The sequence below is a fragment of the Marinomonas sp. genome, from assembly GCF_965225885.1.
Classification (GTDB): Bacteria; Pseudomonadota; Gammaproteobacteria; order Pseudomonadales; family Marinomonadaceae; genus Marinomonas.
Window position 1 is genome coordinate 970,154 of sequence record NZ_OZ245329.1, and the last position, 24,162, is coordinate 994,315.

At 42.7% G+C, this 24,162-nt stretch carries 24 protein-coding genes; 11 read left to right on the top strand and 13 right to left on the bottom strand.

Going from position 1 to position 24,162, the window contains the following annotated elements:
* Positions 1 to 2: 2 nt before the first annotated feature.
* From ACO05V_RS04375 to ACO05V_RS04395, 5 genes are all read right to left on the bottom strand, one after another.
* Positions 3 to 770: a 5-oxoprolinase subunit PxpA gene (locus tag ACO05V_RS04375; RefSeq protein ID WP_421847885.1), complete on the bottom strand. Its 768-nt coding sequence runs from the start codon at positions 768 to 770 to the stop codon at positions 3 to 5.
* Positions 771 to 806: 36 nt separating this feature from the next.
* Complete coding sequence (locus tag ACO05V_RS04380; RefSeq protein WP_421847887.1) at positions 807 to 2,114, bottom strand: TRAP transporter large permease; 1,308 nt, start codon at positions 2,112 to 2,114, stop codon at positions 807 to 809.
* Positions 2,114 to 2,632, bottom strand: a complete 519-nt coding sequence (locus ACO05V_RS04385) for a TRAP transporter small permease (protein WP_421847889.1) — start codon at positions 2,630 to 2,632, stop codon at positions 2,114 to 2,116. Before ACO05V_RS04385 ends, ACO05V_RS04380 begins: the two co-directional genes overlap by 1 nt.
* Positions 2,633 to 2,758: 126 nt before the next feature.
* Positions 2,759 to 3,736 carry a TRAP transporter substrate-binding protein gene (locus ACO05V_RS04390; RefSeq protein ID WP_421847891.1) on the bottom strand — a complete coding sequence of 326 codons (978 nt, stop codon included), beginning with the start codon at positions 3,734 to 3,736 and terminating at the stop codon, positions 2,759 to 2,761.
* A gap of 78 nt (positions 3,737 to 3,814) precedes the next feature.
* Positions 3,815 to 4,615: a putative hydro-lyase gene (locus ACO05V_RS04395; protein WP_421847893.1), complete on the bottom strand. Its 801-nt coding sequence runs from the start codon at positions 4,613 to 4,615 to the stop codon at positions 3,815 to 3,817.
* Between the two features lie 240 nt (positions 4,616 to 4,855).
* Here ACO05V_RS04395 and ACO05V_RS04400 point away from each other — a divergent pair, with 240 nt between their 5' ends.
* Complete coding sequence (locus ACO05V_RS04400) at positions 4,856 to 6,127, top strand: amidase family protein (protein ID WP_421847895.1); 1,272 nt, start codon at positions 4,856 to 4,858, stop codon at positions 6,125 to 6,127.
* On the opposite strand, the gene ACO05V_RS04405 is transcribed toward ACO05V_RS04400, so the two are convergent.
* Positions 6,128 to 7,033 carry a LysR family transcriptional regulator gene (locus tag ACO05V_RS04405; RefSeq protein WP_421847897.1) on the bottom strand — a complete coding sequence of 302 codons (906 nt, stop codon included), beginning with the start codon at positions 7,031 to 7,033 and terminating at the stop codon, positions 6,128 to 6,130.
* Between the two features lie 160 nt (positions 7,034 to 7,193).
* Between ACO05V_RS04405 and ACO05V_RS04410 the strand changes: the two genes are divergently transcribed.
* From ACO05V_RS04410 to rfbD, 5 genes are all read left to right on the top strand, one after another.
* Positions 7,194 to 7,775: a DUF502 domain-containing protein gene (locus ACO05V_RS04410; RefSeq protein WP_421847899.1), complete on the top strand. Its 582-nt coding sequence runs from the start codon at positions 7,194 to 7,196 to the stop codon at positions 7,773 to 7,775.
* 78 nt (positions 7,776 to 7,853) lie between these two features.
* On the top strand, positions 7,854 to 8,942 hold the full coding sequence (rfbB, locus tag ACO05V_RS04415) for a dTDP-glucose 4,6-dehydratase (RefSeq protein ID WP_421847901.1): 1,089 nt from the start codon (positions 7,854 to 7,856) through the stop codon (positions 8,940 to 8,942).
* Positions 8,943 to 8,947: 5 nt separating this feature from the next.
* On the top strand, positions 8,948 to 9,829 hold the full coding sequence (gene rfbA / locus ACO05V_RS04420) for a glucose-1-phosphate thymidylyltransferase RfbA (protein ID WP_421856870.1): 882 nt from the start codon (positions 8,948 to 8,950) through the stop codon (positions 9,827 to 9,829).
* A 12-nt stretch (positions 9,830 to 9,841) separates the two neighbouring features.
* The gene (gene rfbC / locus ACO05V_RS04425; protein WP_421847903.1) at positions 9,842 to 10,378 is read left to right on the top strand and encodes a dTDP-4-dehydrorhamnose 3,5-epimerase; all 537 of its coding nucleotides are present in this window, start codon (positions 9,842 to 9,844) and stop codon (positions 10,376 to 10,378) included.
* Complete coding sequence (gene rfbD / locus ACO05V_RS04430; RefSeq protein WP_421847905.1) at positions 10,379 to 11,251, top strand: dTDP-4-dehydrorhamnose reductase; 873 nt, start codon at positions 10,379 to 10,381, stop codon at positions 11,249 to 11,251.
* Between the two features lie 127 nt (positions 11,252 to 11,378).
* Here the strand turns inward: rfbD and ACO05V_RS04435 are convergent, their stop codons facing one another.
* Positions 11,379 to 12,194 carry a glycosyltransferase gene (locus ACO05V_RS04435; RefSeq protein WP_421847907.1) on the bottom strand — a complete coding sequence of 272 codons (816 nt, stop codon included), beginning with the start codon at positions 12,192 to 12,194 and terminating at the stop codon, positions 11,379 to 11,381.
* A 218-nt stretch (positions 12,195 to 12,412) separates the two neighbouring features.
* On the opposite strand from ACO05V_RS04435, the gene ACO05V_RS04440 reads away from it, so the two are divergent.
* A complete protein-coding gene (locus tag ACO05V_RS04440) occupies positions 12,413 to 13,648 on the top strand; it encodes a TIGR03862 family flavoprotein (protein ID WP_421847909.1) in 1,236 nt (411 codons plus the stop codon).
* Between the two features lie 131 nt (positions 13,649 to 13,779).
* On the opposite strand, the gene ACO05V_RS04445 is transcribed toward ACO05V_RS04440, so the two are convergent.
* The 4 genes from ACO05V_RS04445 to ACO05V_RS04460 form a co-directional block, all read right to left on the bottom strand.
* On the bottom strand, positions 13,780 to 14,328 hold the full coding sequence (locus ACO05V_RS04445) for a porin family protein (protein WP_421847911.1): 549 nt from the start codon (positions 14,326 to 14,328) through the stop codon (positions 13,780 to 13,782).
* A 411-nt stretch (positions 14,329 to 14,739) separates the two neighbouring features.
* Complete coding sequence (locus tag ACO05V_RS04450) at positions 14,740 to 15,654, bottom strand: glycosyltransferase family 2 protein (protein WP_421847913.1); 915 nt, start codon at positions 15,652 to 15,654, stop codon at positions 14,740 to 14,742.
* A 427-nt stretch (positions 15,655 to 16,081) separates the two neighbouring features.
* Positions 16,082 to 17,236 (bottom strand): OmpA family protein, encoded by a 1,155-nt coding sequence (locus ACO05V_RS04455; RefSeq protein WP_421847915.1) that lies wholly within the window; start codon positions 17,234 to 17,236, stop codon positions 16,082 to 16,084.
* 289 nt (positions 17,237 to 17,525) lie between these two features.
* Entirely contained in the window at positions 17,526 to 18,422 is an 897-nt protein-coding gene (locus ACO05V_RS04460; RefSeq protein WP_421847917.1) for an NAD(P)/FAD-dependent oxidoreductase, read from the bottom strand.
* Between the two features lie 147 nt (positions 18,423 to 18,569).
* Here ACO05V_RS04460 and ACO05V_RS04465 point away from each other — a divergent pair, with 147 nt between their 5' ends.
* From ACO05V_RS04465 to ACO05V_RS04480, 4 genes are all read left to right on the top strand, one after another.
* Positions 18,570 to 19,016, top strand: a complete 447-nt coding sequence (locus ACO05V_RS04465; protein ID WP_421847919.1) for an Rrf2 family transcriptional regulator — start codon at positions 18,570 to 18,572, stop codon at positions 19,014 to 19,016.
* A 152-nt stretch (positions 19,017 to 19,168) separates the two neighbouring features.
* The gene (locus ACO05V_RS04470; protein WP_421847921.1) at positions 19,169 to 19,558 is read left to right on the top strand and encodes a VOC family protein; all 390 of its coding nucleotides are present in this window, start codon (positions 19,169 to 19,171) and stop codon (positions 19,556 to 19,558) included.
* A gap of 226 nt (positions 19,559 to 19,784) precedes the next feature.
* Positions 19,785 to 20,576: a DODA-type extradiol aromatic ring-opening family dioxygenase gene (locus tag ACO05V_RS04475; RefSeq protein ID WP_421847923.1), complete on the top strand. Its 792-nt coding sequence runs from the start codon at positions 19,785 to 19,787 to the stop codon at positions 20,574 to 20,576.
* A 244-nt stretch (positions 20,577 to 20,820) separates the two neighbouring features.
* Complete coding sequence (locus ACO05V_RS04480) at positions 20,821 to 22,713, top strand: LTA synthase family protein (protein WP_421847925.1); 1,893 nt, start codon at positions 20,821 to 20,823, stop codon at positions 22,711 to 22,713.
* 96 nt (positions 22,714 to 22,809) lie between these two features.
* Here ACO05V_RS04480 and ACO05V_RS04485 read toward each other — a convergent pair whose 3' ends face one another.
* On the bottom strand, positions 22,810 to 23,148 hold the full coding sequence (locus tag ACO05V_RS04485) for a hypothetical protein (RefSeq protein ID WP_421847927.1): 339 nt from the start codon (positions 23,146 to 23,148) through the stop codon (positions 22,810 to 22,812).
* 19 nt (positions 23,149 to 23,167) lie between these two features.
* Positions 23,168 to 24,052, bottom strand: a complete 885-nt coding sequence (locus ACO05V_RS04490) for a phytanoyl-CoA dioxygenase family protein (RefSeq protein ID WP_421847929.1) — start codon at positions 24,050 to 24,052, stop codon at positions 23,168 to 23,170.
* Positions 24,053 to 24,162: the final 110 nt, after the last annotated feature.

Consider the following 24,162-nt stretch of genomic DNA (forward strand, 5'->3'; position numbering starts at 1 on the left):
ATTTATTTCGCGCTTTTTTTAACTGGTTGATTAAGGTTTAGTCGATCAACCAGAGTGCGAATGCGCGTGACAGCATCCACCGCATGAGCACCATCGCCATGCACACAAATTGTGTCAGCGTGGATCGCCAACTGCTTGCCCGAGGTGGTCGTTAATGTGCCTGTTTCGCATAATTGCTCGACTTGTTTTTCGATCAAATCAAAACTGGCGTGAACCGCGTTGGGTTCTTTGCGTGGCGTGAGTCGACCTTCGTCTGTGTATAAACGATCAGAGAAAGCTTCAAACCAAACTCGAAGGCCATATTTCTTTGCCATCTTCTGGATTTCAGGGGCTTCTGGCACCGCCATCACCATAAGTGGCATGGTAGCGTCTAATTCGCTGACCGCTTGCATCACTGTGTCTAACACGGTGAAATCCGCCATCATGGTGTTGTACAAAGCACCGTGAGGTTTAACGTAATCCACTTGTGTATTTTGGCTTTCGCAAATGCCTTTTAACGCGCCAATTTGATATTGAATAAGCGCCTTTAATTCAGCCGGTGCGATGTCCATATTACGACGACCAAAGCCAACCAAATCCGGATAGGCTGGATGCGCGCCAATAGTGACATTATGTTGTTTTGCTAAGGCAACGGTTTTTGCCATGGTTAGCGGATCGGAAGCATGGAAACCGCAAGCGATGTTTGCTTGGTCTACAAACGGCATAATTTGATCGTCTAAGCCCATTTTCCAAGTGCCAAACGCCTCGCCCATATCGCAATTTAATTTCATCTTTGGTTCCTCGTGCCGATTTACGGTTAAAAGCGTTTAGTTTTGAGACATGGTCGTTGGTAAATAGGTTACAATTTCAGGAAAGATACTAATTAACAGAATAGCCACGCCAATCAGTAAAAAGAACGGTAAGGCCGCTTTTGCTACATATAAAATGTTCTTCCCGGTCAGGGCCTGAATCACAAACAGATTGAAGCCAACGGGTGGCGTGATTTGCGACATTTCCACCACCAACACTATGAAGATACCAAACCACAACAGATCAATGTTCGCCGCTTGTACCATAGGTAAGATGACAGCAACGGTCAGTACCACCACAGAAATACCATCTAAGAAACAGCCTAAAATCACGAACAACACTGTGAGGTATAAGATCAATTCCATAGGTGATAAAGACATGCCTGAGATCCACAAAGCCAAGGCTTTAGGGATACCCAAAAAGCCCATCGCCAGCGTCAGAAAGTGCGCGCCAACTAGGATAAAGCCAATCATACAAGAGCTTTTTACTGCACCTAATAAGCTGTCCATAAAGCTATGACGGCTTAACGATCCAGTGAGTGCTGCTAGTACTAAAGCACCCGCCACACCAATAGCCGCCGCTTCGGTTGGCGTCGTAATACCACCGTAAATAGACCCTAAAACAAAGCCAATTAATCCTACGACCGGCAAGAGTTTGCGTAAGCCTTTGATGCGTGCCGACCAGCTGGTTTCATAGCCCGTTGTTTTAGGCAATTCGTCCTTATGTAGATGTCCCCATATCATGGTAAAGCCCATAAACAGGGTGACTAATAACAAGCCTGGCAAAGCGCCAGCGATAAACAAACGTGCGATAGATACTTCTGCCGCTACCCCATACACAATTAAAATAATCGATGGTGGAATGAGCAGTCCTAATGTTCCAGATCCTGCCAAGGTGCCGATGGCCATGCGATCGCTGTAACCTTGCTTGCGAAGCTCTGGCAAAGTCATGCGTCCAATCGTCGCAGCGGTGGCCGCAGAAGAGCCAGATACCGCAGCAAAAATGCCACAGCTGAGAATATTCACATGTAGCAATTTACCTGGAACGCCGCCTAACCAAGGCGACAGACCTTTGAATAAATCTTCTGATAAGCGAGTACGAAACAAGACTTCGCCCATCCAAATAAACAAAGGCAAAGCGGTAAGTGACCACGCAGTACTTGCACCCCAGCTAGACGTCGCGAAAAGCAAATCTACCTGATAATTTTCTGAAAGAATTAAGCCCAAACCACCAATGGCGATTAGGGTAAAAGACACCCAAACACCAAGCGATAAAAGGACGAGCATGGCAAACACCAGCAGGATAGAAATCCACATCATATCCATTAGATTTCCTCCAAAGACAGAGCGTCTTCTTGTTCACTGTAGGCTGGTTTTTTGCCGCGTAGTACGGTGATTAAGGCATCTAAAATAGCGAGATTAAGCGCAATAACACCAATAGCCACTGACAGTTGAGGAATCCAAAGTGGAACCGGCACATAGCCGTAGGACACTTCTTCATAAAGATAAGATTCGTACACCATGTAACAGCAGGCGTAGGACAAAAAGCACAATAGCCCTAAGGACAAGATTAAAATAACGCTTTCTTGTATCTTTCGAGGTACCGGAGAAAATCGTTGAATCAACAAGGTGACTCGAATATGACCGCCTTCACGGAAGGTATAAGCCAATCCAAGAAAGGTTGATGCCGCCAGTGCGTAACCAGCGAAATCTTCCGCAGAAGGGACAATGAAACCGAATAAACGACCGACGATTTGTGCTAATAACAGCAAGGTAATAATAACGATACACAAACCGGACAACAGGCCAGAACAGAGGTAAAGTTTTTCTTTTAATTGGCTCATAGTGTTCACTTTTTGCTTGGAAGACACCACCTAGCTTTATGTTGAAACCAACAAAAAACTAGGGAGTGTTGGGAGGACTCGTTTTTATCCAAGAGTCTTTTGTTATCAGCTAAAGACTCTTGATAATCAGTTCTGGTAACGCGTCAGGATTTCACCAACTTCTTTTGGTGCTTCCGCTTTCCATTCTTCGGTCATCGTTTTACCAATGGCTTGTAGCTCTTTTAATAATTCTGGAGAAGGATCTGAGACCTTCATGCCGTTGGCTACTAGTGTGGCTTTATCTTTCGCAGTGCGCTCAGCTACTTTTGTCCAGCCTGCTGCTTCAGCGTTTTTCGCAGCGTCTAGCACTACTTGCTGAGTTGCTTTATCCAAACGACGGAAAGAGCGTTTGTTGACGACAATGATGTTTTTAGGAATCCACGCTTTGACATCCGTGTAATAGTTCACGTAATCCCACGCTTGACTATCTACACCGGTAGAAGGAGACGTGATCATGGCTTGGATGATGCCAGTACTAAAAGCTTGCGGAATATCAGGTACTTGAATTGTGGTTGGTGTTGTACCCATTAAGTCTGCTAGACGAGACGTCGAAGGGCTGTAAGCGCGCATTTTTGTTCCAGCTAAATCGGCAAGTGTATTAACTGGTTCTTTGCTGTATAGGCTCTGAGCAGGCCACGCCACTGCATAAAGTAGCATCATGCCGTCTTTATCAAGTTGTTTTGCTACCGATGGTTTGGCGGCTTCCCAGAGTTTTTTAGCATCACCAAAAGTGGTTGCTAAAAACGGAATGTTGTCGTGTTTGTAGATAGGATTTTCATTACCCAAAATGCCTAAAAACACTTCCCCTATTTGCACTTGTCCAGATTTTACTGAACGTGGGATTTCAGTGTGTTTGACCAAAGAGCCACCAGAGTGAACCGTGATATCTAGCTCACCTTTAGTGTTGTCTTTGATTTCTTTGGCAAAAGTATAGGCGATTTGAGTTGGTAAGTTGCCGTCACCATAAGGCGTTGGCATGTGCCATTTTTCGGCAAAGCTGGCAGTAGAAGTCAGGCCGCCAATAGCGGCGCTACTAATGAGTAATGCGTTAGTTAATTTTGACATAGTGTTCGTTCCTATTTTGTTTATTATCATTGACGCGGTAGTTTCTACCTGCGCGATATCATTCAAGGTTCTGAAAAACTATAAAACAGCGAGGTCCGTATCTAAAATATCTGTCACCAGCATTTTTCCTGGCGCGTGTGTAATGCAAATTGGTGGCTTGGCATTTCGAATGGCAACTTGTGGTGTGACGCCACACGCCCAAAAAACAGGGACTTCTCCCTCTTTAATGCTTACTGCATCGCCGTAATCTGGCTTGCTTAAATCCGCGATGCCAATCTCTTGTGGTGAACCAAAGTGCAGTGGAGCGCCGTGTGCTTTGGGAAAACGTGTGGTGATTTGAATCGCTCGGATCGCATCTTTTGGCACATAAGGGCGCATGGTGACGACCGTGTTACCAAAGAAACGGCCCGCAGGTACGGTGGCAATATTGGTTTCAAACATAGAGACATTGACGTCTTCTTCTATATTTCTTGGTGTGAGTCCTGCTTGGGACAACGCGTGCTCAAAAGAAAAAGAGCAACCCAAGACAAACGCCACCATGTCGTCTTGCCATAAATCTTCAATATCAGATCGGCTTTCGACTTTTTCGCCATTGCGGTACACATAGTATTCTGGGATGTCGTGGCGCATATCAATGTCGTTGCCAAGCTCTGGCATCGTAAAATTGCCCACTTCAGACACGCCAATCAAAGGACAAGATACAGGATTTTTTTGGCAATACAGCAAAAACTCATTAGCCCAATCGGCAGGCAAAATCACTACATTACCTTGCATTGCACCTTTTGCGAGGCCACTAGTCACACCTGTATGTGCTTTGCTGCGGATTGCTTGGCGCAATTCTGATGTTTGTTGCAGTAATGGTGATAGAGCTTGTTTCATTAATGCTTTCCTTATTTTTGCCACAATGTATTTAATTAAGAGTAGTTGTAGGGCATGCAAAAAGTCTAATCGTGTTTTTTTGGGTGATTTGATCAATTTTTTTATCAAATATATGGCGACGATTATTCTCCCTTTGACGGAGCGGATCAAGCGAGGTAATTTCCTACTCCAAATCAGGATGTTATTCCATAAAATCATTGTTCAAAAAACATCCAAAAACGTCTAGTAGCGAGCGAATGTATGACGCAACCAAAAACATCGAATTTTGCTTGGCAGGATCGAGATCTTATCGTCAAGTGGAAGAGTGCTTTAGATATTATCGATTCAAAAGGCCAGTCAGTTTTTACTGAGCTGTTTGATTATGTTGAGCCTCAGAAAGGACCGTTGAATGGGGCGATTATTTCTATTAAAGACCTGTTTCAGGTACAAGGCTATAAGACGCAAGCAGGATCTATATTTATTAACCAACAACTTGCCGATCAAGATGCTGCCGCTGTGACTCAGTTAAGAGAAGCTGGAGCGAGTTTTTTGGGTCATACCAATATGACAGAACTTGCCTATTCTGGGTTAGGACTAAATCCTCATTATGGTACACCGGATAATCCGATTAACGCAGGTCGCATTACTGGAGGATCAACCAGTGGCGGCGCGGCGTCGGTCGCTCTGGGTGCGGCGGATGCTGCGCTTGGCACAGACACGGGTGGTTCATTGCGTATTCCAGCGGCGTTTTGTGGTTTGACAGGGTTTAAACCGTCACAGCAAACCGTTTCCAGAGAAGGCTGTTTACCCTTGTCTGATTCACTTGATTCTATTGGTCCAATAGCTAAAACAGTAGAAGAGTGTGAGTTGTTGTGGCAGGTATTGTCTGGAACTTCGCCTTTACCTGAGGCAGCAAAAAGCTCAGGCGCTGAGCAATTATGCATCGTCGTACCAAGCAATTTCGGTCTGAATGATTTAGATACACTGATTGAGGAAGGTTTTGCCGAGAAACTAGCTCAGCTTGAAGCGGCTGGTGTTGTGGTTGAGCGACGTTTTATTGATGCGCTGGAAATCTACAAAACCTTACCAGTTTGGCAATTCTCGGCGTTCGAGAGTCAGGCGTTTTATAGTCAAAATTATGACTTAGAGGCAGCCGACCTTGACCCACGAGTGGCGTCTCGTATAGCGCGCGCTAAAACCATTAGTGCTGAGGATTTTCAGCAGACTCAAGCGGCTCGTAAGGCCTTTATTCAAAAAATGTTAGAGGATGAGCCGAGTACGGTTTTCTTGTTGCCAACTGTTGCGGTTGTTGCGCCTAAATTGTCTGACTTGGAAAAAGACTCCGAATACGATCGAATAAACTTATTGTGTCTACGTAATACGTCGTTAGCCAATTTGTTAAACGGTTGTAGTATTTCTTTGCCATTCAACTTCCAACAAGAGCCAATGGGGCTGATGTTGACGGCAGGCAATGGTATGGATCAGGCATTACTGGATCTGGCGAAACAATTGGAACCTATTGTAAGAGGCTAATTATTGAGTTTGTTTCTTGCTGTATTCCTGAGCGGCAATCACGGCAAGATCCGTTGCTACTTCAGCAATGGGGTTAAATGGCTCGTCTGAATAAGAGGCGGTGAAGGTGAGGTCATTAGGCGTCCAGACCGCTCTAATCTTTCGTAGGGTTCCCGCTTCTAGTTCTTTGGTTATCATGATGTTCGGTAGGGTGGAAATCCCTACGGCGTCAATAGCCAAACTGCGGCAAGCTGCCAATGATGTTGAAGCAAAAAAGTGTGCTGGAGGCCCGTCTAGCTCGCGGAACTTTTGGTTGATTTCTACATAAGGTTTGGTGGCGCGAGCATACGTAATGATGGGCCACTTAGCCAATTCTTCCAAATACAAAAGTCTATCCGGCAAGTCCAAATTCGGGCTGGCGACCCAAGAGAGAGAAAAAGTACAAAGCTCTCTATTAACGATGTTTGGTTCGGAAATTGGCCCCATTAACAGCCCCAAATCCAACGATCTATCTTTTATTCCATTGCTCAAATTGGCCGTAATATCGACTGTCATTTCAACATCGAGGTTTGGCATGTCTTTGTTGAGTCGTGACAAAAAATCGGGTAGCCAAGTGTTTACTATGGTTTCTGATACCCCCAAACGTAATACGCCAGAATAGGCAGTAGAAAGACCTGCGCGCTTTCGTAGTTGCTCGGTTTGATAAAGAATTTTTTCCACATAAGGGAGTAATTCTTTGCCTTTTGATGTCAGCATAATCGGGCTGGAACCACCTTCTCGTTCGAAAAGTTTGACGCCTAGCTCGGCTTCTAATCCAGAAATTCGAGCGGAAATAGCGGGTTGCGTAGTATGAAGTCGCTCTGCGGCCTTACGAAAATTGCCTAATGAGGCAACCCAGACGAAGGTTTCTAGGCGTTTGTAGTTCATATTGTTACTCCGTAAGAGACCTTAACTAAGTAGTCATTGCGCAAAAGGGTATAAGGCTGGTGATGTTTCGGCAATCTTTTCGTTAAGTCTTACTCGGAGTAATAGGAGTGGCCTAAAGCTTGCGGTATGCTGTGCACACATTTATAGGATCATTGTAAACATGAACAAATTGATTACGTTATTGCTTAAAGGGTTAGTGGCGGTTCTACCGATTGGTTTGACCGTGTATCTGATTTATTGGTTGTTGGCGACAGGTGAAGCGATTGCTCAGCCAATTTTATTATTTCTTATTCCCGATGTGCTGTATTTCCCTGGGTTGGGCTTAATCGCTACCTTGGGCGCCTTGGTATTGATCGGTTTCTTAGTCAATCTTTATGGCGTTCGTTATTTAGTCAAATTGAGCCATAACATTTTCGAGCGTATTCCGTTAGTGAAGTCCATTTATGGTGCCATCAAAGATATGATGATGGTATTTAATTTGGCGGAAAAGAAGGAAATGAAAAGCGTTGTATCAATTGAATGGAATGGCGCGCAAGTGATTGGTTTTATTACCGGTGAACAAACGGGACAGCAGCTCTTTGGCGAACAAGATTTAATCGGTGTTTATGTACCGCTAAGCTATCAAATTGGCGGTATGACACTTTACATTTCCCGTGATCGTTTGACTGAATTAGATATAGGTGTAGAAGAAGCCATGCGCCTTGCTTTGACCGCTGGAGTGCAAAGCCGACCTAAGTCTTAACGACTAGTATTAGTATGTTTGTTTTATTGGCGGTATCATTTGCCGATTCGTTCGAACGTTATTGTGTAAGGGGATAAAATGAAGTTATTGGCAACTGGTGGTTCTGGTTTTATAGGCAGTGCGGTAGTGCGCTATTTACTTAATAAATCAGACCATTCTGTGGTGAACCTTGATAAGTTAACCTATGCAGGGAATCCAGAATCTATCCCAGCAGATTTACATAATGGTAGCTACTTTTTTGAGCAAGTTGATATTTGCGATGCTGCTGAGTTAGACAGAGTATTCCAACAGCATCAACCGGATGCTGTAATGCATTTGGCAGCAGAGAGCCATGTTGATCGTTCGATTGATGGCCCAGGTGATTTTATCCAGACTAATATTGTCGGGACTTATACCTTATTGGAAGCGACTCGAAAATATTGGCTTAGTCTGGGGGCTGAGAAAAAAGCCGCTTTTCGCTTTCATCATATATCGACGGATGAAGTCTATGGAGACTTACCGCATCCTGATGAAGTGGAAGGCACTCTGCCGTTATTTACAGAAACAACACCGTATTCTCCCAGCTCTCCTTATTCCGCAAGTAAAGCGAGTTCAGACCATTTGGTTCGTGCGTGGCTACGTACCTATGGTTTACCTACTATCGTTACCAATTGTTCGAATAATTACGGCCCTTATCACTTCCCAGAAAAATTGATCCCTCATGTGATTCTCAATGCTTTAGCTGGTAAGTCATTGCCTGTTTATGGTGATGGATCGCAAATTCGTGATTGGTTGTTTGTAGAAGACCATGCTCGCGCGCTCGTTAAGGTTGTAACGCAAGGGAAGATAGGAGAAACCTATAATATTGGCGGTCACAACGAAAAGCGCAACATTGAAGTGGTTCAGACCATTTGTGATTTGCTTGAGGAGATGGTGCCTCATAAACCAGAAGGTGTGAGTGCTTATCAAGATTTAATTACTTATGTTAAAGATCGACCTGGACACGATGTGCGTTATGCAATTGATGCCTCCAAAATCGCCAATGAGTTGAATTGGCAACCTGAAGAAACCTTTGAAACGGGCATGCGTAAAACGGTGCAATGGTATTTAGATAATCCAGAGTGGTGGCAACGCGTATTAAGTGGCGACTACAAATTGAATCGTATTGGTGACCAAGAGCAAGGGTAGTTATGATGAAAAAACGTAAAGGAATTATTCTTGCTGGCGGCAGTGGAACACGTTTACACCCATTAACACTGGCGGTTTCTAAACAATTGATGCCCGTTTATGATAAACCGATGATTTATTATCCTTTGTCTGTATTAATGCTCGCTGGAATACGAGAGATTATGATTATTACGACACCAGAGGATCAAGCCAGCTTCCAGCATTTACTGGGTGATGGACATCAGTTTGGTATTGAGTTGACCTATGCTATTCAGCCGTCTCCTGATGGTTTGGCGCAAGCCTTTATCATTGCTGAAGACTTTATTGGTAGTGACAGTGTGGCGCTTGTGTTGGGTGATAACATTTTCTTTGGTCAACATTTTTCAGAAAAGTTATTGCAGGCCTCTTCTCTCGAAAGTGGTGCGACGGTATTCGGCTATCACGTGAATGACCCTGAGCGGTTTGGCGTGGTGGAGTTCGATGCCGATGGTAAAGCCATGAGTATCGAAGAAAAACCCGCGAAAGCTAAATCTAATTACGCCGTGACAGGGTTATATTTTTACGATAATGATGTGATCGACATCGCGAAAAGCATTAAGCCTTCGGAACGTGGTGAACTTGAGATCACCGATGTGAACTTAGCTTACTTACAGCGTGGTGATTTGCATGTTTCATTACTGGGGCGTGGCTTTGCTTGGCTAGATACGGGTACGCATGATGCCCTTTTGGAAGCTGGGCAATTTGTGCAAACCGTTGAGCATCGCCAAGGACTTAAAGTCGCTTGTTTAGAAGAGATTGCTTATCGCCGCGACTGGATTAGCAAGGAGCTGCTCGTTGAATCTGGCGCAGCGTTGAAGAAAACAGGTTATGGCCAGTATCTTCTTAAAGTGGCTGATGGTTATCAATAATAGGTAAGTGAGATGAATGTAATTAAGACGAATATTGACGGTGCTGTCATTATTGAACCAAAAGTTTTTGGCGACGAGCGTGGCTTTTTCCTCGAAACCTTTCAATTATCTCGCTATCAAGAGATGGCTGGAATCGATTTGCCTTTTGTACAAGATAATCACTCTCGCTCCAGTAAAAATGTACTGAGAGGTTTGCATTTTCAGAAGACGAAACCTCAAGGTAAGCTCGTTCGAGTTGTGCGTGGTGAGGTATTTGATGTCATCGTTGATATTCGTAAGGATTCGCCAAGCTATGGAAAGTGGACTGGCGTGACACTTTCAGAAGAAAATAAGAGCCAATTATGGGGTCCGCCCGGTTTAGCTCATGGCTTTGTTGTTTTATCAGACACGGCGGATTTTGAATATAAGTGTACGGATTATTATGATCCTAGCGATGAAGGCTGTTTGATCTGGAACGATCCAGATGTTGGTGTTGAGTGGCCTTCAGGTATTGAACCTATTTTGTCGGCAAAAGATCAAGTTGGTCTTAGATTAAACGAGTTAAATTAAATGCGTATTTTACTAACAGGCAAAAATGGTCAACTGGGTCGCTGTTTTCAAGATGTAATCAAAAACACAGAATTGGCGCTTTTTGCCTTTGATTCGGCAGAATTGGATATTACGAATGCCCAAAACATTGATCAAGTTGTTAGGCAGACAAAACCTGACATTATTGTGAATGCCGCCGCTTATACGGCAGTGGACAAGGCTGAGACTGATTCAGAAACAGCGTATTTGGTTAATGCCACAGGGCCGTGTTTACTGGCTGAGCAAGCTGCTAGATTGAATATCCCATTGATTCACATATCGACTGACTATGTATTTGATGGCGAAGCAGTCGAGCCTTATAAGCCAAGTGATGTGACTAATCCGCAAAGTGTTTATGGCGCTTCTAAATTAGCTGGTGAAGAATCGGTCACGGCAACGTGTGATAAATATATTATTCTGCGAACGGCTTGGGTCTTTAGTGAATACGGTAATAATTTTGTGAAAACGATGCTTCGTCTAGCAAAAGAGCGAGACAGTCTCGGTGTGGTGGCTGATCAATATGGCAGCCCAACTTACGCTGGAGATATTGCTAGTGCGATACTGACTTTGTGCTTGGATTATCAACAAAATGGTTCTCTTGCTTGGGGGATTTACCATTTTTCGGGAGATATACCGACTAGTTGGCATGGCTTTGCGAGAGCCATCTTTTCTAAAGCTTATCAGCATGGTTTATTGTCTAAACAACCTAAACTGACTGCTCTTGGTACAGAGCAGTACCCGACCCCAGCTAAGCGGCCTGCTTACTCTCTATTCGATTCAAAGGAGCTAGATGAATTACATCTCTCTAGCTCTCCATGGTTACAAGGTTTAGATAAGGTATTAAAAAATTTATAGGTATTGTATAGCCAAGATTAATATTAACAATAAAGGTGTCTAATGTGTGTCTAATGTGTGTCTAATGTGTGTCTAATGTGTGTCTAATGTGTGTCTAATGTGTGTCTAATGTGTGTCTAATGTGTGTCTAATGTGTGTCTAAGCCTTTTTGAGCTTTGTATAGCCCTTGTGATTGCCTGCTATACATTGTTTCGAAGTCATCGAAGATATTATCTCTGTAAGTTCGTGAGTGGTATAGGTGGAATTGGTTGGCGGCAAACTTACAAGATCGAATAGTGAGTCCATATGCTTTAAAGCGCCATTCGATATCCGTGTCGTCAGGTAAAGCGCTTTCTCCATAAGCCTCATCAAACCCATTTATTTCAATGAGGTCTTTTTTGAAGCAAGAGAAATTACATCCTAAGATTTTTGGGCTTTTGGGATAAATCCATTTTTGAAAAATAGAGCCTTTTGGATTAAGTAATAAGCCTGATTCTAAATGACTTTCTTGGCCGTCCTTGAGCAGGCTGGGTAACCGCCAGATGAATTGTTTTTCTAGCTTTAATGTGTTCATTTTACCTGCGCGGATTTTTTCACTGTATTTAGGTCCTAAATTCACTCTGCGTCCAGCAAGTACTTGTCCTTGTTTCGCCAATAAAGCATGGTTTTCGATAAAGGTACTGTAAGGTATGCAGTCACCATCAATGAAAACAAGATACTCACCTGTTGAGGCTAAAATCGCATTGTTTTGTGACCGTGATTTACGTATTCCAATATCATCTTGAGAGGTGTGTATCACTTCTATATCGTTGACTGTGTTAACAAATTCTCGCATAGAGTCGCCGTTATTATCTTCGGCAACAATAAGTTCAAAGTTTTTATAGGTTTGTGTTTTTAGTGATTCTACAATCAATGACAAGGCTTCAATATCCTTGTAGACCGCAACAATTAAACTGACCTTCACTTAATATCCTTCATTTTAAAGTTAGTAACTTGCATTCCAACTTTTTAAGTTTCGTATGTTGGAATAATAACACCTATAAAAAAGGAGTCACATCGAAATATTGGCTGCTCGATCTTTGGTAAAGTATTCTTATTCATAGTGAAACCATTGGAGCCTGAGTCAAAACTCTTTATCATGCACTTCTTTTTTAGTAACTCTGTAAAGTGATGTTGGCAAGTATGCAAGAAGCGGTGCGTAAGCAAAAAACAGTCATTGTTGTTGGTGCAGGCCCTGCAGGCTTGATGGCAGCGGAAGGGATTTGTGCTGCAGGTCATCAGGTGCATGTTTACGATGCAAAACCCAGTGCTTGCCGAAAGTTTTTATTGGCAGGTGTTGGTGGCATGAACATTACCCATTCCGAAGCTTATACAGATTTTATCTCCCGTTATTATGACAAAGCCGATTGGCTGGATACGTCAATTAGTCAATTTAATGCCGATGCCTTGTGCGAATGGATCCACGAGCTAGGTATCGAGACCTTTGTTGGCACATCTGGCCGAGTTTTCCCCAAAGACATGAAAGCCGCGCCGTTGTTGCGCAATTGGTTAAAGCGGTTGCGCGACGCTGGTGTGCAGTTTCATATGCGTCACAAAATGGTCGGCTTGTCGGCCAATGAAGTGGTGTTTGATCACGCTGGAGTCAACGTGACTGCACAGGCTGATGCGATTGTATTGGCAATGGGTGGTGCAAGCTGGCCGAAGTTGGGCTCAGATGGTGCTTGGCTTCCGGTATTGACCGAAAAAGGCATTGATGTGGCGCCATTGCAAAGTGCCAACTGCGGTTTTTACAGTGAGTGGAGTGAGCATCTAAAAACGAAATTCGCGGGTAGTCCACTCAAAGATGTGGCGTTTTCTTTTACGTTAGAAGACGGGCAAGTGGTGACGAAAAAGGGTGAATGTATTGTCACGCAAGACGGTATGGAAGGCAGCCTGATTTATGCGTTTTCTAAATACTTGCGTGATGGCATTAATAACTCGGGTAAGTCGTCTTTGTTGATGGACTTTTTACCTCTGCAAAATGAAGAACAAGTGATCAAAAAACTGCATAATACCAAGCCAAAAGAATCCTTTAGCAAATACTTAAAGCGTACCTTGGGCATCACAGGTGTGAAAGCTGTTTTGCTGCATGAATCTTTTCCTAAAGAAGCCTTCCAAACACCAGAAATCTTGGCGAGATGTTTAAAAGCGGTGCCTGTTAGCTTTTACAAAACTAAGCCGATAGAAGAGGTTATTTCGAGTGCTGGTGGAGTGTGTGAAAGCAGTGTTGATGAAAAGCTCATGTTGAAAGTCATGCCCGGTGTTTTCTGTGCTGGTGAAATGCTGGATTGGGAAGCGCCAACAGGTGGCTATTTGTTAACGGCTTGTTTTGCTACCGGGCATTTAGCCGCGCAAGGCGTGAAAGCGTTCTTGGATTGAAGCGAACTAATCTTAGCTTGCGTCGCAGGTATAAAGTCAGCGGTATAAAAAAACGCCCAATGTTGTCATTGGGCGTTTTTCATTTCATCTTTAATATCAGTTAAATACATCCATGTTCGAAATTTTATCGATTAATAATCTGATGTTTGCTGGTTAGGCATACCAAAACTATATTGCACGCCAACAGACGCCACGTTATCTAGATAGTTGTCTTCGATATCCTGTACTAAGCGGAAATCTGCACGAAGGTCTACATCACTATTAATGGCGTATTTCACACCACCACCCGCGTTAACCAGTAGGTTGTTTGAATCACCATCGACATCCGTGACACCGACGCCAGCGGCTAGGTAAGGTGTTAGGTTCGTTGTTCTGAACTCAGGAAGGCTATATAAGCCATCTACTCGGTATTGATTCAAGTCGTTATTACGACCGTGCTTACTTGCGTCTGAATGCAAATAAACCGCTTCGAGTGCTAATGGGCTATTGGTTTGGTAACCGACACCGATGGAATAAGAAGTATCATTGCCTGCTTGTCGATCACCATCTGCGTTGTAGTAGCCGATGCTTGGTGTGACGGTCAGACCTTGCTTTGGTTGTTCTGCGTATGCCATTGTAGTGAGTGATGAAGCAATTAAGACACCGCTAAAAAGAGTGCGTTTTTTAAAAGATGTAGACATATTAATTTCTCCTAATGAACATAACGTTTTGTTGTTCGTTATCAAGATTACGCCAAATTTAACCATTGAAAACCCCTCTTAAAATGCGTAAAAAATGGGACATGAACCTCTGCTACTCAATCATGACAGAAGCTTTACTGAAGTGATGATATTCAAACAATTGGATGATCGAAAAATGCTTTAAATGGTGTAGGAAAAGCGCCGTTTATTACAATTACTTTTCACTTAAAAGTTGCCGAAAGTAATTGTGATTCGAGTGCATATGATTTTGCAGAAGAATGACGGTTATGAACAAGAAATTCACAAATTAGTTCGACAAGTTCTCTGGGAAGGTGTTTTTTAGGTGCTATTTTAGGCAATTAAGAGTTGGATTTTTGACTGGCAAAAATTGTTTTTTTTTAATGTTAGCAACTATTCAATCGAGGCTTTTTGGCTATGCTTTAAACTGTATTTATCTTTGTTGGGAGTTAATAGGAAACGGAATAGATTTTTATTATTTTTGCTTCTTTTTCGTCTCTTAAAATACTTGATTAACATATATAGTTTAAGAAAAGATTTGTTAAAAAAACCTAAGTGTTTGTTTATTAATCGATAATAGGAGATGATTGATTCGCGCTCTATTTCAAAGCTCCTTTCTGTACTTTTTCCGCAAAAATGAACTATTTTTGCCATAGAATTAAAACAAACTTTAAATTCGGTACTCCACACTTTTTTAGAAATATCTTCCTCTTCGCAATATAAAAAGAAATTAGTATCAAAACCTTTTGTTTTATTAAAGCATTCTCTTCTGAAAAACATTGAAGCGCCACTTACCACACCAACTTCAATAATAGAATTGTAGGTTTTTTTGTTACTATATATTTTCTTTTTTGAAATTAGATTGACAAAACCTCTACCTAAAAAACTCTCTAACGCATTAGGAAAATATTTAAAACTAGAAACTATTTTATTATTTTCATCGTATTGTTGAGGAGAAATTAAACCAATAGAAGCGTCATCTTCACAATTTTTGAATAAAATATCTACAGTGTTGTCTAATAAAAGAGTGTCATTATTCAAAAAGAAAAGGTAACTTGATTCTGAAGAACATGCTTTTACTCCTAGCATATTTCCACCAGAAAATCCCAAGTTTATTTGACTTCGTACTACTTTTACATGTCTTACTCCTTGTAAGATATGTAATTTTTTATATTCTGCTGGACTTGAATTGTTGTCAACGACAATGACTTCGTAGTTTAATGAAGTCTTTTTGCTGATACTGTCTATCATGTTTAACGTATCGTCAGAACTATTAAAATTAACGGTTATGATGGATACATCATACATAAATGTCTTCCTTTACTTGAAATGATTTTAAAATGACATTGATTATAAGATAATCGATTTGGATTTTACAATAGTTTATTTTCAGGCTGTGGAAGTATATAGAAAATAATGGGTGATTTCTGAGTGTGTCATAACGTCAAAAATCCGTCCTGCGCTTCATAAAATGTGAATATGTAAAAGTCTTCTACTCTTACCTTAATATGATGCCTGACTTTAACAGAACATTGATGGTATTAGATGAGGTAATGTTCAGTTTTTTCATGTTTTATAATACATGTTTTCAAGAAATGGAAGTGATGGTTTATTTCTCAACCAAGTCCTTTGACGGTTGTCTAGGAGTATTAGATAAAACGCCTAACAAGGTTGTTGGGCGTTTTTGAATTAGCTTAGTTTAAGGAGGTAAAAACTAAGAGTATTTATGAGGTGACTATCCGTTGTTTGAAATAACTGCGATCACTCGACGATTCGTCTGACGATGTTCGGCGCTATTGTTTTCTACCATAGGTCTTTCTTCACCATAACCAATCGCAGTGACACGGTCTTCAGATACCTCAAATGTTCTGATTAATACATCAGCAATGGCTTTAGCACGCTTTTCAGAAATCATTTGGTTGTAGCTTGCCGCACCAGAGTCATCGGTATGGCCTTCAATGACCACTGTGCTACCTGGGTTATCTTTAAGGAAAGTAGCGATTGTTTCTATTTCCGGATAAAACTTCTGCTCAACATTGGTTTTATTCAGACCAAATTGGATGTTAATTTTTCCCGGTGGCTCAGCCATAACATCTGTTTGCTCAGGAGTCTCTTCCGTCGAAGGTGATGCGTCTATGGCATCTTCTTGAACCATTTCATTTGTCTGTGCCGTTGTGTCTTCGGTCATTGGTGAAGTGGTGGCAGCCTCGTCTTGCACTTGTTCGGTTGGTTCTGAGTAAACGACGTCTGGTTGAGTCGCTTCTTGTGGTTGAGCGTCTTGCGCTGGCTCAGTTTCTGTTTGAGTATAGGTTTGTTCGACTGGCGTGTAGCTATCGTCGTTGGATGTTGAGCTTTTAGACGGGCTGCCGAAGGTCATTTGCACACCTAAAGAGGTGACATTATCGAGATGATGATCTTCGACATCATCAACCAGACGGAAGTCAGCACGTAATGAAACAGTATCATTAACCGCGTATTTTAAACCGCCACCGGCATTGACCTGTGTATTGTTATTACCACCATTACTAAAATCAGCCGTTCCTACACCTGCGGCTAAATAAGGTGTTAGATTCAGTGAACTGATATTGGGCAGGTGGTACAAACCGTCTAAGCGGTATTGATCTACATCGACGTCGTTGCCACTGCCAGACTGTTTACTATCGGCGTTTAGGTAGACAAACTCCACCGCCCATGGATTGTTAAACTGATAACCCAAACCTAGAGAGTAAGCTTTGTCGTCTTTGGTATCTCGATCACTGTCCATATTGTAGTAGCCAATACTTGGCGTAAGGGTGAATCCTTCCTGTTGTTGTGCAAGCGCTAATGTTGAGATTGAAGACGCTGCAATAATACTGCTGAGAAGCGTGCGTTTTGCGATGTTAAAAGACATGTTTTTATCTCCTGATAAATAGCTATGTTGGTTGTTCTTTTTCCACAATAACGCGTTTATCAGGACTTAAAAATTGACAGAAAAATGACCTTTAACCCTTGTGTCATCGAATATTGCGCAAACATGACCAGGCATTTACTTAACAGGCATTTTCAACACGGATGTCGTATCGAAATAGCGTTCAAAAGCGCAGCAAACGAGATATTCATTACATGAGATTTTCACATAATGAAGTAAAAAAATGGGGAGTCAGACGAGTTCCGACTCCCCATTTAAAGATACGAAGTCTTTAGTCTTGCATTAATGACTTATGAGCGCCAACTCCAGCCATGACTCCAGACGCTGATGCTAAGGTGGCATTTTGCATTGGGTTAGACACATCGCCAGCGGCAAACACGCCTTCTATCGACGTTTGATTTAAAGCATCGGTTTTAATAACCAAACCAAGCGGCCCGTCTTCAAATTCGCATCCAAGTTGTTCTGCAAACGGACTTGCCATATGAGTTTTTGGACCAATAAAAAGTGCGGCGATACGAAGGGTGCGACCATCGGCAAGGTAAACTGAAGTGATTTCTGGCGCTCGTCCCAGTACTTCTAATACAGGGGTGCTTTCAATGGTAACACCGCGCTTTAATAAAAAAGCGCGTTGCTCTTCATCCGGCTCATAAAGGCCTTGAGTAAAATACGTGGTTGGTCCCCAATCTGGAATCATACCTGCCTGATGAGCTGACAAAGGACTGGTTGCGATAACGCCGAGTGGTTGATTACGTACTTCATAACCATGGCAATAAGGGCAGTGAATTACTGTTGCTCCCCAGCGTTCTTTTAGACCCGGAATACTGGGCAACTCATCCCTTAAGCCCGTTGCTAATATGAGCTTCTTACTACGAAGAGTAGTGTTGTCTTCAAGCGTGATGCCGAACCCAGAAGCATTTTTTTCGACTGCTACTGCCCTGTGTTTGACAATGTTTACTGTCGGGTATTTAAGCAGCTGACGATAGGCTTCTTGTTGAATCGCGAACGGAGATACGCCGTCCAAACCGAAAAAGCCATGAGATTGATCAGAGAAGCGATTTCTGGGTTCACCGGCGTCTATTACTGTGACTTTTCTTTGTCCTCTTGCGAGCTGCATGGCGGCAGATAGTCCCGCAAAACTTCCACCAATTACGATAACGTCAAGTTGCATTGAGCCGTTCCTTATTTCTGTCGAACATAATGATATTAAGAAACATCATAAGTTACGTGAAATATCAAAGTCAACTCATGATGCTTTTAATGTTTCGTGATAATCTAAGTTACAATGTACGGATTGTTATTCGCCATGAGATCCCTGATGAGAAAAGACAGCCGTTTATCCCGTATGTTGCACGTACTGATTCACATGGATCAGTTGGATGCGCCTGCGACGTCCGAAAAAATTGCCAGCATGCTCAATACCAACCCTGTTGTAGTGCGTCGCACCATGGCTGGCTTACGAGACAAAGGTTACGTCACTTCGGTTAAAGGTCACGGTGGTGGTTGGTCATTGGCCACGGCCTTGTCTGATATCACCTTGTTAGATATTCATAACGCGCTTGGTGAAAGCTCGGTGTTTACCATTGGACTGTCTGATGAGCATACATCGTGCCCAATTGAAATCGCCGTTAACCAAGCCATTAGTGACGTATTGATTGAAGCCGAAGCGTTATTGTTAGAACGCTTTCGAGATGTGACATTGGACAAGTTAGCGGTTGGCTTTGCGGATTATCCACTTAACCAGCAAGCCTCTAGCGGGGAGTAACAAGGTGGTTCGTTCCCAGCGTTTGCTTGCTTTGCATCACTGCTGACAAGATCTGACACTCTGTTTGTTTATTCTCATTTTATCGAGCCAAAGCTTGATTTGAAGTACTAAACTTTTAACGTGAAATATAAACAGCGAATAGGATTATCAGTATGGATCTTTCAAATTTCACCATCTTATATGTGGATAATGTTCAGCGCAGTGTGGATTTTTATCGTCCTTTGTTCGACCGCGAACCTGTGGAAGCAAGCGAAGGTTTTGCTTTGTTTGTTTCGGAAACGGGCGCAAAATTTGGCTTATGGGCGTGGGAAGATGTATTACCAAAAGCCAAGGATGTACCCGCGGGTAGCATGGAAGTGGCGCTGACTCTCGATAACATGATTACACTACAAATCACTTACACAAAATGGCGAGAGCTGGGTGTCGACATCATTCAAGAACCAACGGAAATGGACTTTGGCACGACGTTCACCGCGCTCGATCCAGATGGTCATCGTCTACGTGTCTATACCTATGAAAAAGGCAAGCATGAGAAAGCCTAATGGCTAAGAAGATACCTTCATCGATTAAATGATGAAGGTTTTCTTTTTTAATCGAAAAGAAACTAAAATAGTATTTTTATCTACATTATTAATTAAAATGAAATGATGGGTTAACCGGATGCATATTGATCAACATGATTCACAGGCCTAGACTGATCGCATCAAATAAAGCCAATTCCGTTCTTCGCGAGTTGGTTATTTATTCTAGTTTTAGAGGTGAATGCTTATGTTACCCACTTATTTTATTTCTCACGGCGGCGGCCCTTGGCCTTACATGACCGACATGCGCGCCATGTTTTCTAATCTTGAAGCGTCTTTGGTTCGAATGACCCAAGAATTGCCTGAAAAACCAAAAGCGATTTTGATGATCTCTGGCCATTGGGAACGTAAAACTTTTGGTGTTCAATCTAGTCCCGCTCCGGGAATGGAATACGATTATTACGGCTTCCCTGCGCATACCTATGAAGTGAAATACTCAGCGCCGGGTGCGCCAGACGTCGCAGCTCGTGTTGCTGAACTCATTAAAGATGCAGGCTTTCCTGTCGACCTTGATGACAAAAAAGGGTATGACCACGGCGCGTTTGCTCCCATGGCGGTGATGTATCCAGAGGCGGACATGCCACTGGTTCAGCTGTCGCTAAAGTCGGATCTTGATCCAGAAGAACACATGGCGCTGGGGCGTGCATTGGCCCCTTTGCGTGAAGAAGGCATATTGATTGTCGGCAGTGGTTTGAGCTTTCATAATCTTGGACTAAGAGGCCCGCAAGCCATTAAGCCTTCTAATGCGTTCGATGCTTGGTTGCAAGAAACCTTATTAGAATCCGAGCCGAAAGAGCGTAGCGCGAGCTTAGTCGAGTGGGACAAAGCGCCTTATGCTCGCCTTTGTCATCCAAGGGAAGATCACCTAATTCCCTTGATGGTTGCCCTTGGCGCCGCTGAAAACAGCAAAGCAACCTGTGTGTATCACGATGAAGGACTCTTCGGTGGCTGGACGACATCTAGCTTCCGCTTTGATTGAGTCTTTTTTCTTACTTTTTTCATCTTGTTATGGCGCTAGATCAAACCAGATTTAGCGCCATTTTTATGTCGATTTATTTCATACACATGGCATTTTACCTAACTGTCATTATGTTTGTGCGTTCAAAAAACTGGTCACAAGATGTTGATTTGATTTAGAATGCTCGGCTATTTGACCCGCAATGCGGCTTGCCCGTACTTGTCACCTGCCTTAATCGGGCATACACACAGATATAGATGGATTTATGAATACCTTTTTTTCAACCAGTAAAGTGTTTTTATTCTATAAGGTCTTTGTCTTTTTTTATTTTTCGACTCTGATTCTTAAAGCCGCGTTTTTATATTTCAACTTTGACTACTTTAAAGATCTAGAGGCGACAGGCATTTTGCATGCGTTTTTTTGGGGATGGTTTGATTTCGCCGTTGCGGCTTTTTTTGCTTTTTTCTTTTTGGTCATCAATTACCTTTTATTGAATCGTTTTAGTCGCTTGGTGCTGGTGTTTTTGCAAGTCGTGTTAATTTCGATGCAATTTTCCGACATGTTGTATTTCTCCGATGCTCATCGACATACTTCCTACGAAGAGACCAGCTTTCTTGCTACGCCTTTTTCGTTGATGTCACAAGGGACGAACATCTTTTTTGACTCAGGCAAAATTCTCCCTGTTATTGCCATTGTTGCGATACTTTTTTTCCTGTCGTTTCAACTGAATGTGAAGATTAAGCGCAAAAAAGGAAAAGCTGGTTTCTTGATGTTACCCGTCGAACTGTTTGTTATTTTGCTATCTACGGTGTTCTTTTTTCGTGGCGGTGTTTCTGATCTACCCTTGAACCCTTCTTTTGCGTACGCCATTGGCGATAGTAAAAAGGCTATGTTGAGTCTTAATGGTGCTTACAGCACCGCTTTTTCGATCATCAGTGCCAATAATAAACTTCAGCAAGTGGTGATTAATCATGATGAAGGCAGTCTTTCTCATCTGTATCCCGGCGATAAACTGAACCTAAACATAGATAATATTAAAGACTACAATTTAGTGTTTATTTTGTTGGAAAGTTGGTCTCAAGAAAACCAAATTTCGCCAGACGGGCAAATTGTCACGCCTTTTTTTCAACAGCTAAAAGCCAAATCGTTTTCATCTGATTTGATGATTGCCGGTGGACATCGAACTTCCGAAGGTATTTATTCCATCTTTTGCAGTTCTCAAAACCCATTAGGAAAATCCGTTGCCCACACACAGTTAGAGTCCTTTGATTACGAATGTTTGCCTGAGATTTTGAAACGAAAAGGCTGGGATACGAGTTTCTTTCAGGGATCACACAAAAATACTAGCGGTGTTGGGTCGTTTGCCCAAGCGATAGGCTTTGAAAAAAGCTATGGCAAGGAAGATTTCGACGATGACAAAACGCAATATGGCCAAAACGCTTGGGGTTACTACGATCAAGATTTGTACTCGTTCATTCTTGATAAGGTCGAAAATACGATTAAAGAGCCGTTTTTATTAGGCATTAACACCAACACCACCCATGATATTTCCTTACCAAAAGGTGTGGAAGGTGTGTTTGTCGATGGTTCATCTCGTTCATCTAAATTAAATGTATTACGCTTTTCCGATCAGGCGCTTTCGGCCTTTTTCGCTAAAATGTCATCTATGACATTCGAAAAACCAGTTATTTACGCCTTTGTGGCAGACCATACAGCGGGTTTCACTTCCTCTAATTTGTCTGAGTACTCGATTCCTTTTCTAATCTATTCAGCGGGCCATGAGAAGATGGGTAAGACCTTCCCGGCGATTACCTCTCAGCGTGATATCGTTCCGACTGTGGCAGGTATGCTAGGCGCTAATATTCCTTGGTTTGCTGGTCGAGATTTGTTTCATACTGATCCTGCGTCGGCCTTTGCGGATTATTACCACAATGGCAACATTGGTTGGTTAACGGGGGATTATTTAACTGAAATTGATCTCGCCACAAGCGAGCGTCAATGCTACCTCTGGCGGAAAGATTTTTTATTGAAACAGAGTGTGTCCTGTCCTGCGGATGTGGATTCACGCGTCGATGATGCACTGACATTTACTCGTGTCCAGCAGGATTTATTGTTTTCTGGCAAAACGCAAGATTTTACCGAGTATAAGAAACCATAAAGAATTGTGAACTTGATTAAGCCTCAAACCTACTTAGGTTGTGAGGCTTTTTTATTTTCGGGATTTTGTGGGGACGACATCTAGCTTCCGCTTTGCTTAAGCGCTCTTAGGCTTTTTTGTCGTATATTTCTTGGTGGCTCTAGATCGAAAGCCGGATCTAGCGCCAACCTGTTTGATATGGCCTTTCATTTCCAGCATGGCGATTTTTATCTTTTTGTTCGAAGCCGCTAGCTTCTTTAACTGCTCTATTTCGTTTAATGCCTCGGCAAACTGTTTGTGTGCCAGCAAAATTTCAACAACTCCCTGCATGTGGCTGATAACCTCCGCGTGATCCGTGGTGAAGTTAGACAAACTGATTTCAAATGCTTTTCTCGCATTGTTTAATGTCTCATTTGAATGATCTGTCTGTTCGTCGTTGCGTGTCATTGTGGTCATGAAAGCCTTGGAAGGTAGATTATAATTGGCGCCTAAAATCGAGGCGTAATACTTGTCGAGGAAGACTAGAAACATTGGCAGAGAAAGTGTGAAGGCAGCGCGGATCAAACACAATGATATCGCCTGAGGCACCGGTCAATGTGACAACCTTCTGTTCGATGCCATGCAGCGTACTGCCTTCTTTAATGAATCGTTGGATTCGTTGATCAGCGGAGCCTTTTTGAACCAGCTCTTGGAACCAAGGGTCTTCTTGGATAAGGGGGTCTAACACCTGATCCATAGGCAGTAGCGTTACGTCGTTAGGATTCTCAAACAGTCCGCTGTTCACCGATTCAAAGGCGTTTATTAACGCCTCGTTATTAGATGTTCCAAGTGCCTTTGCGAGAGACTCGGCACGGCGATGGGACCCAGATACGACCGTTGTTGCCCCCATATCTGCAGTGACATTATCGAGAAATACAAAGATAAATAAACTCCAAGGCTCGGCGTCTCCGACAACCGTTGGTTCATCATTATGCCAAGATTTATGAGGCACATTCCAAGCCGACTCTGAGCCCGGAAAACTCAATAAAGAATACCAAAGGTCTAGCGGGCGCCAAGTGTGATCGACAAATATTTGATCGATAACAGGCTGGATCGCACGCTCTATTTCATCCAATTTACCCGATGCTTTGAGGTCTCGCATAATCGCCCCCATGCCGTTCAGCCGTTTTGCACGGGCGTCTCCGACAGGGTTATAGGCATTGGAAAACCATGTGTTAGGTTCGTCGATATGAATGCCAAACTTGCGGTTAATTTCCTGCCAAAGATAAGTCTGCACATTGTTAATTTGGTCAATATCGATGACATTGGAAAGTTTAAGGACACCCTTGTTTTGGAAGTCTTCAAGTTTAGATAATGTCATCGAATGGGTTTCCCGTTCAGCGTTAGTGTCTTAGTAATTTTTTGTCTGTGGCCAATAATACCATTGGACTCTTTTGAAAGAAGTCCTGTAATCAGAAAAGCACTTTTTAC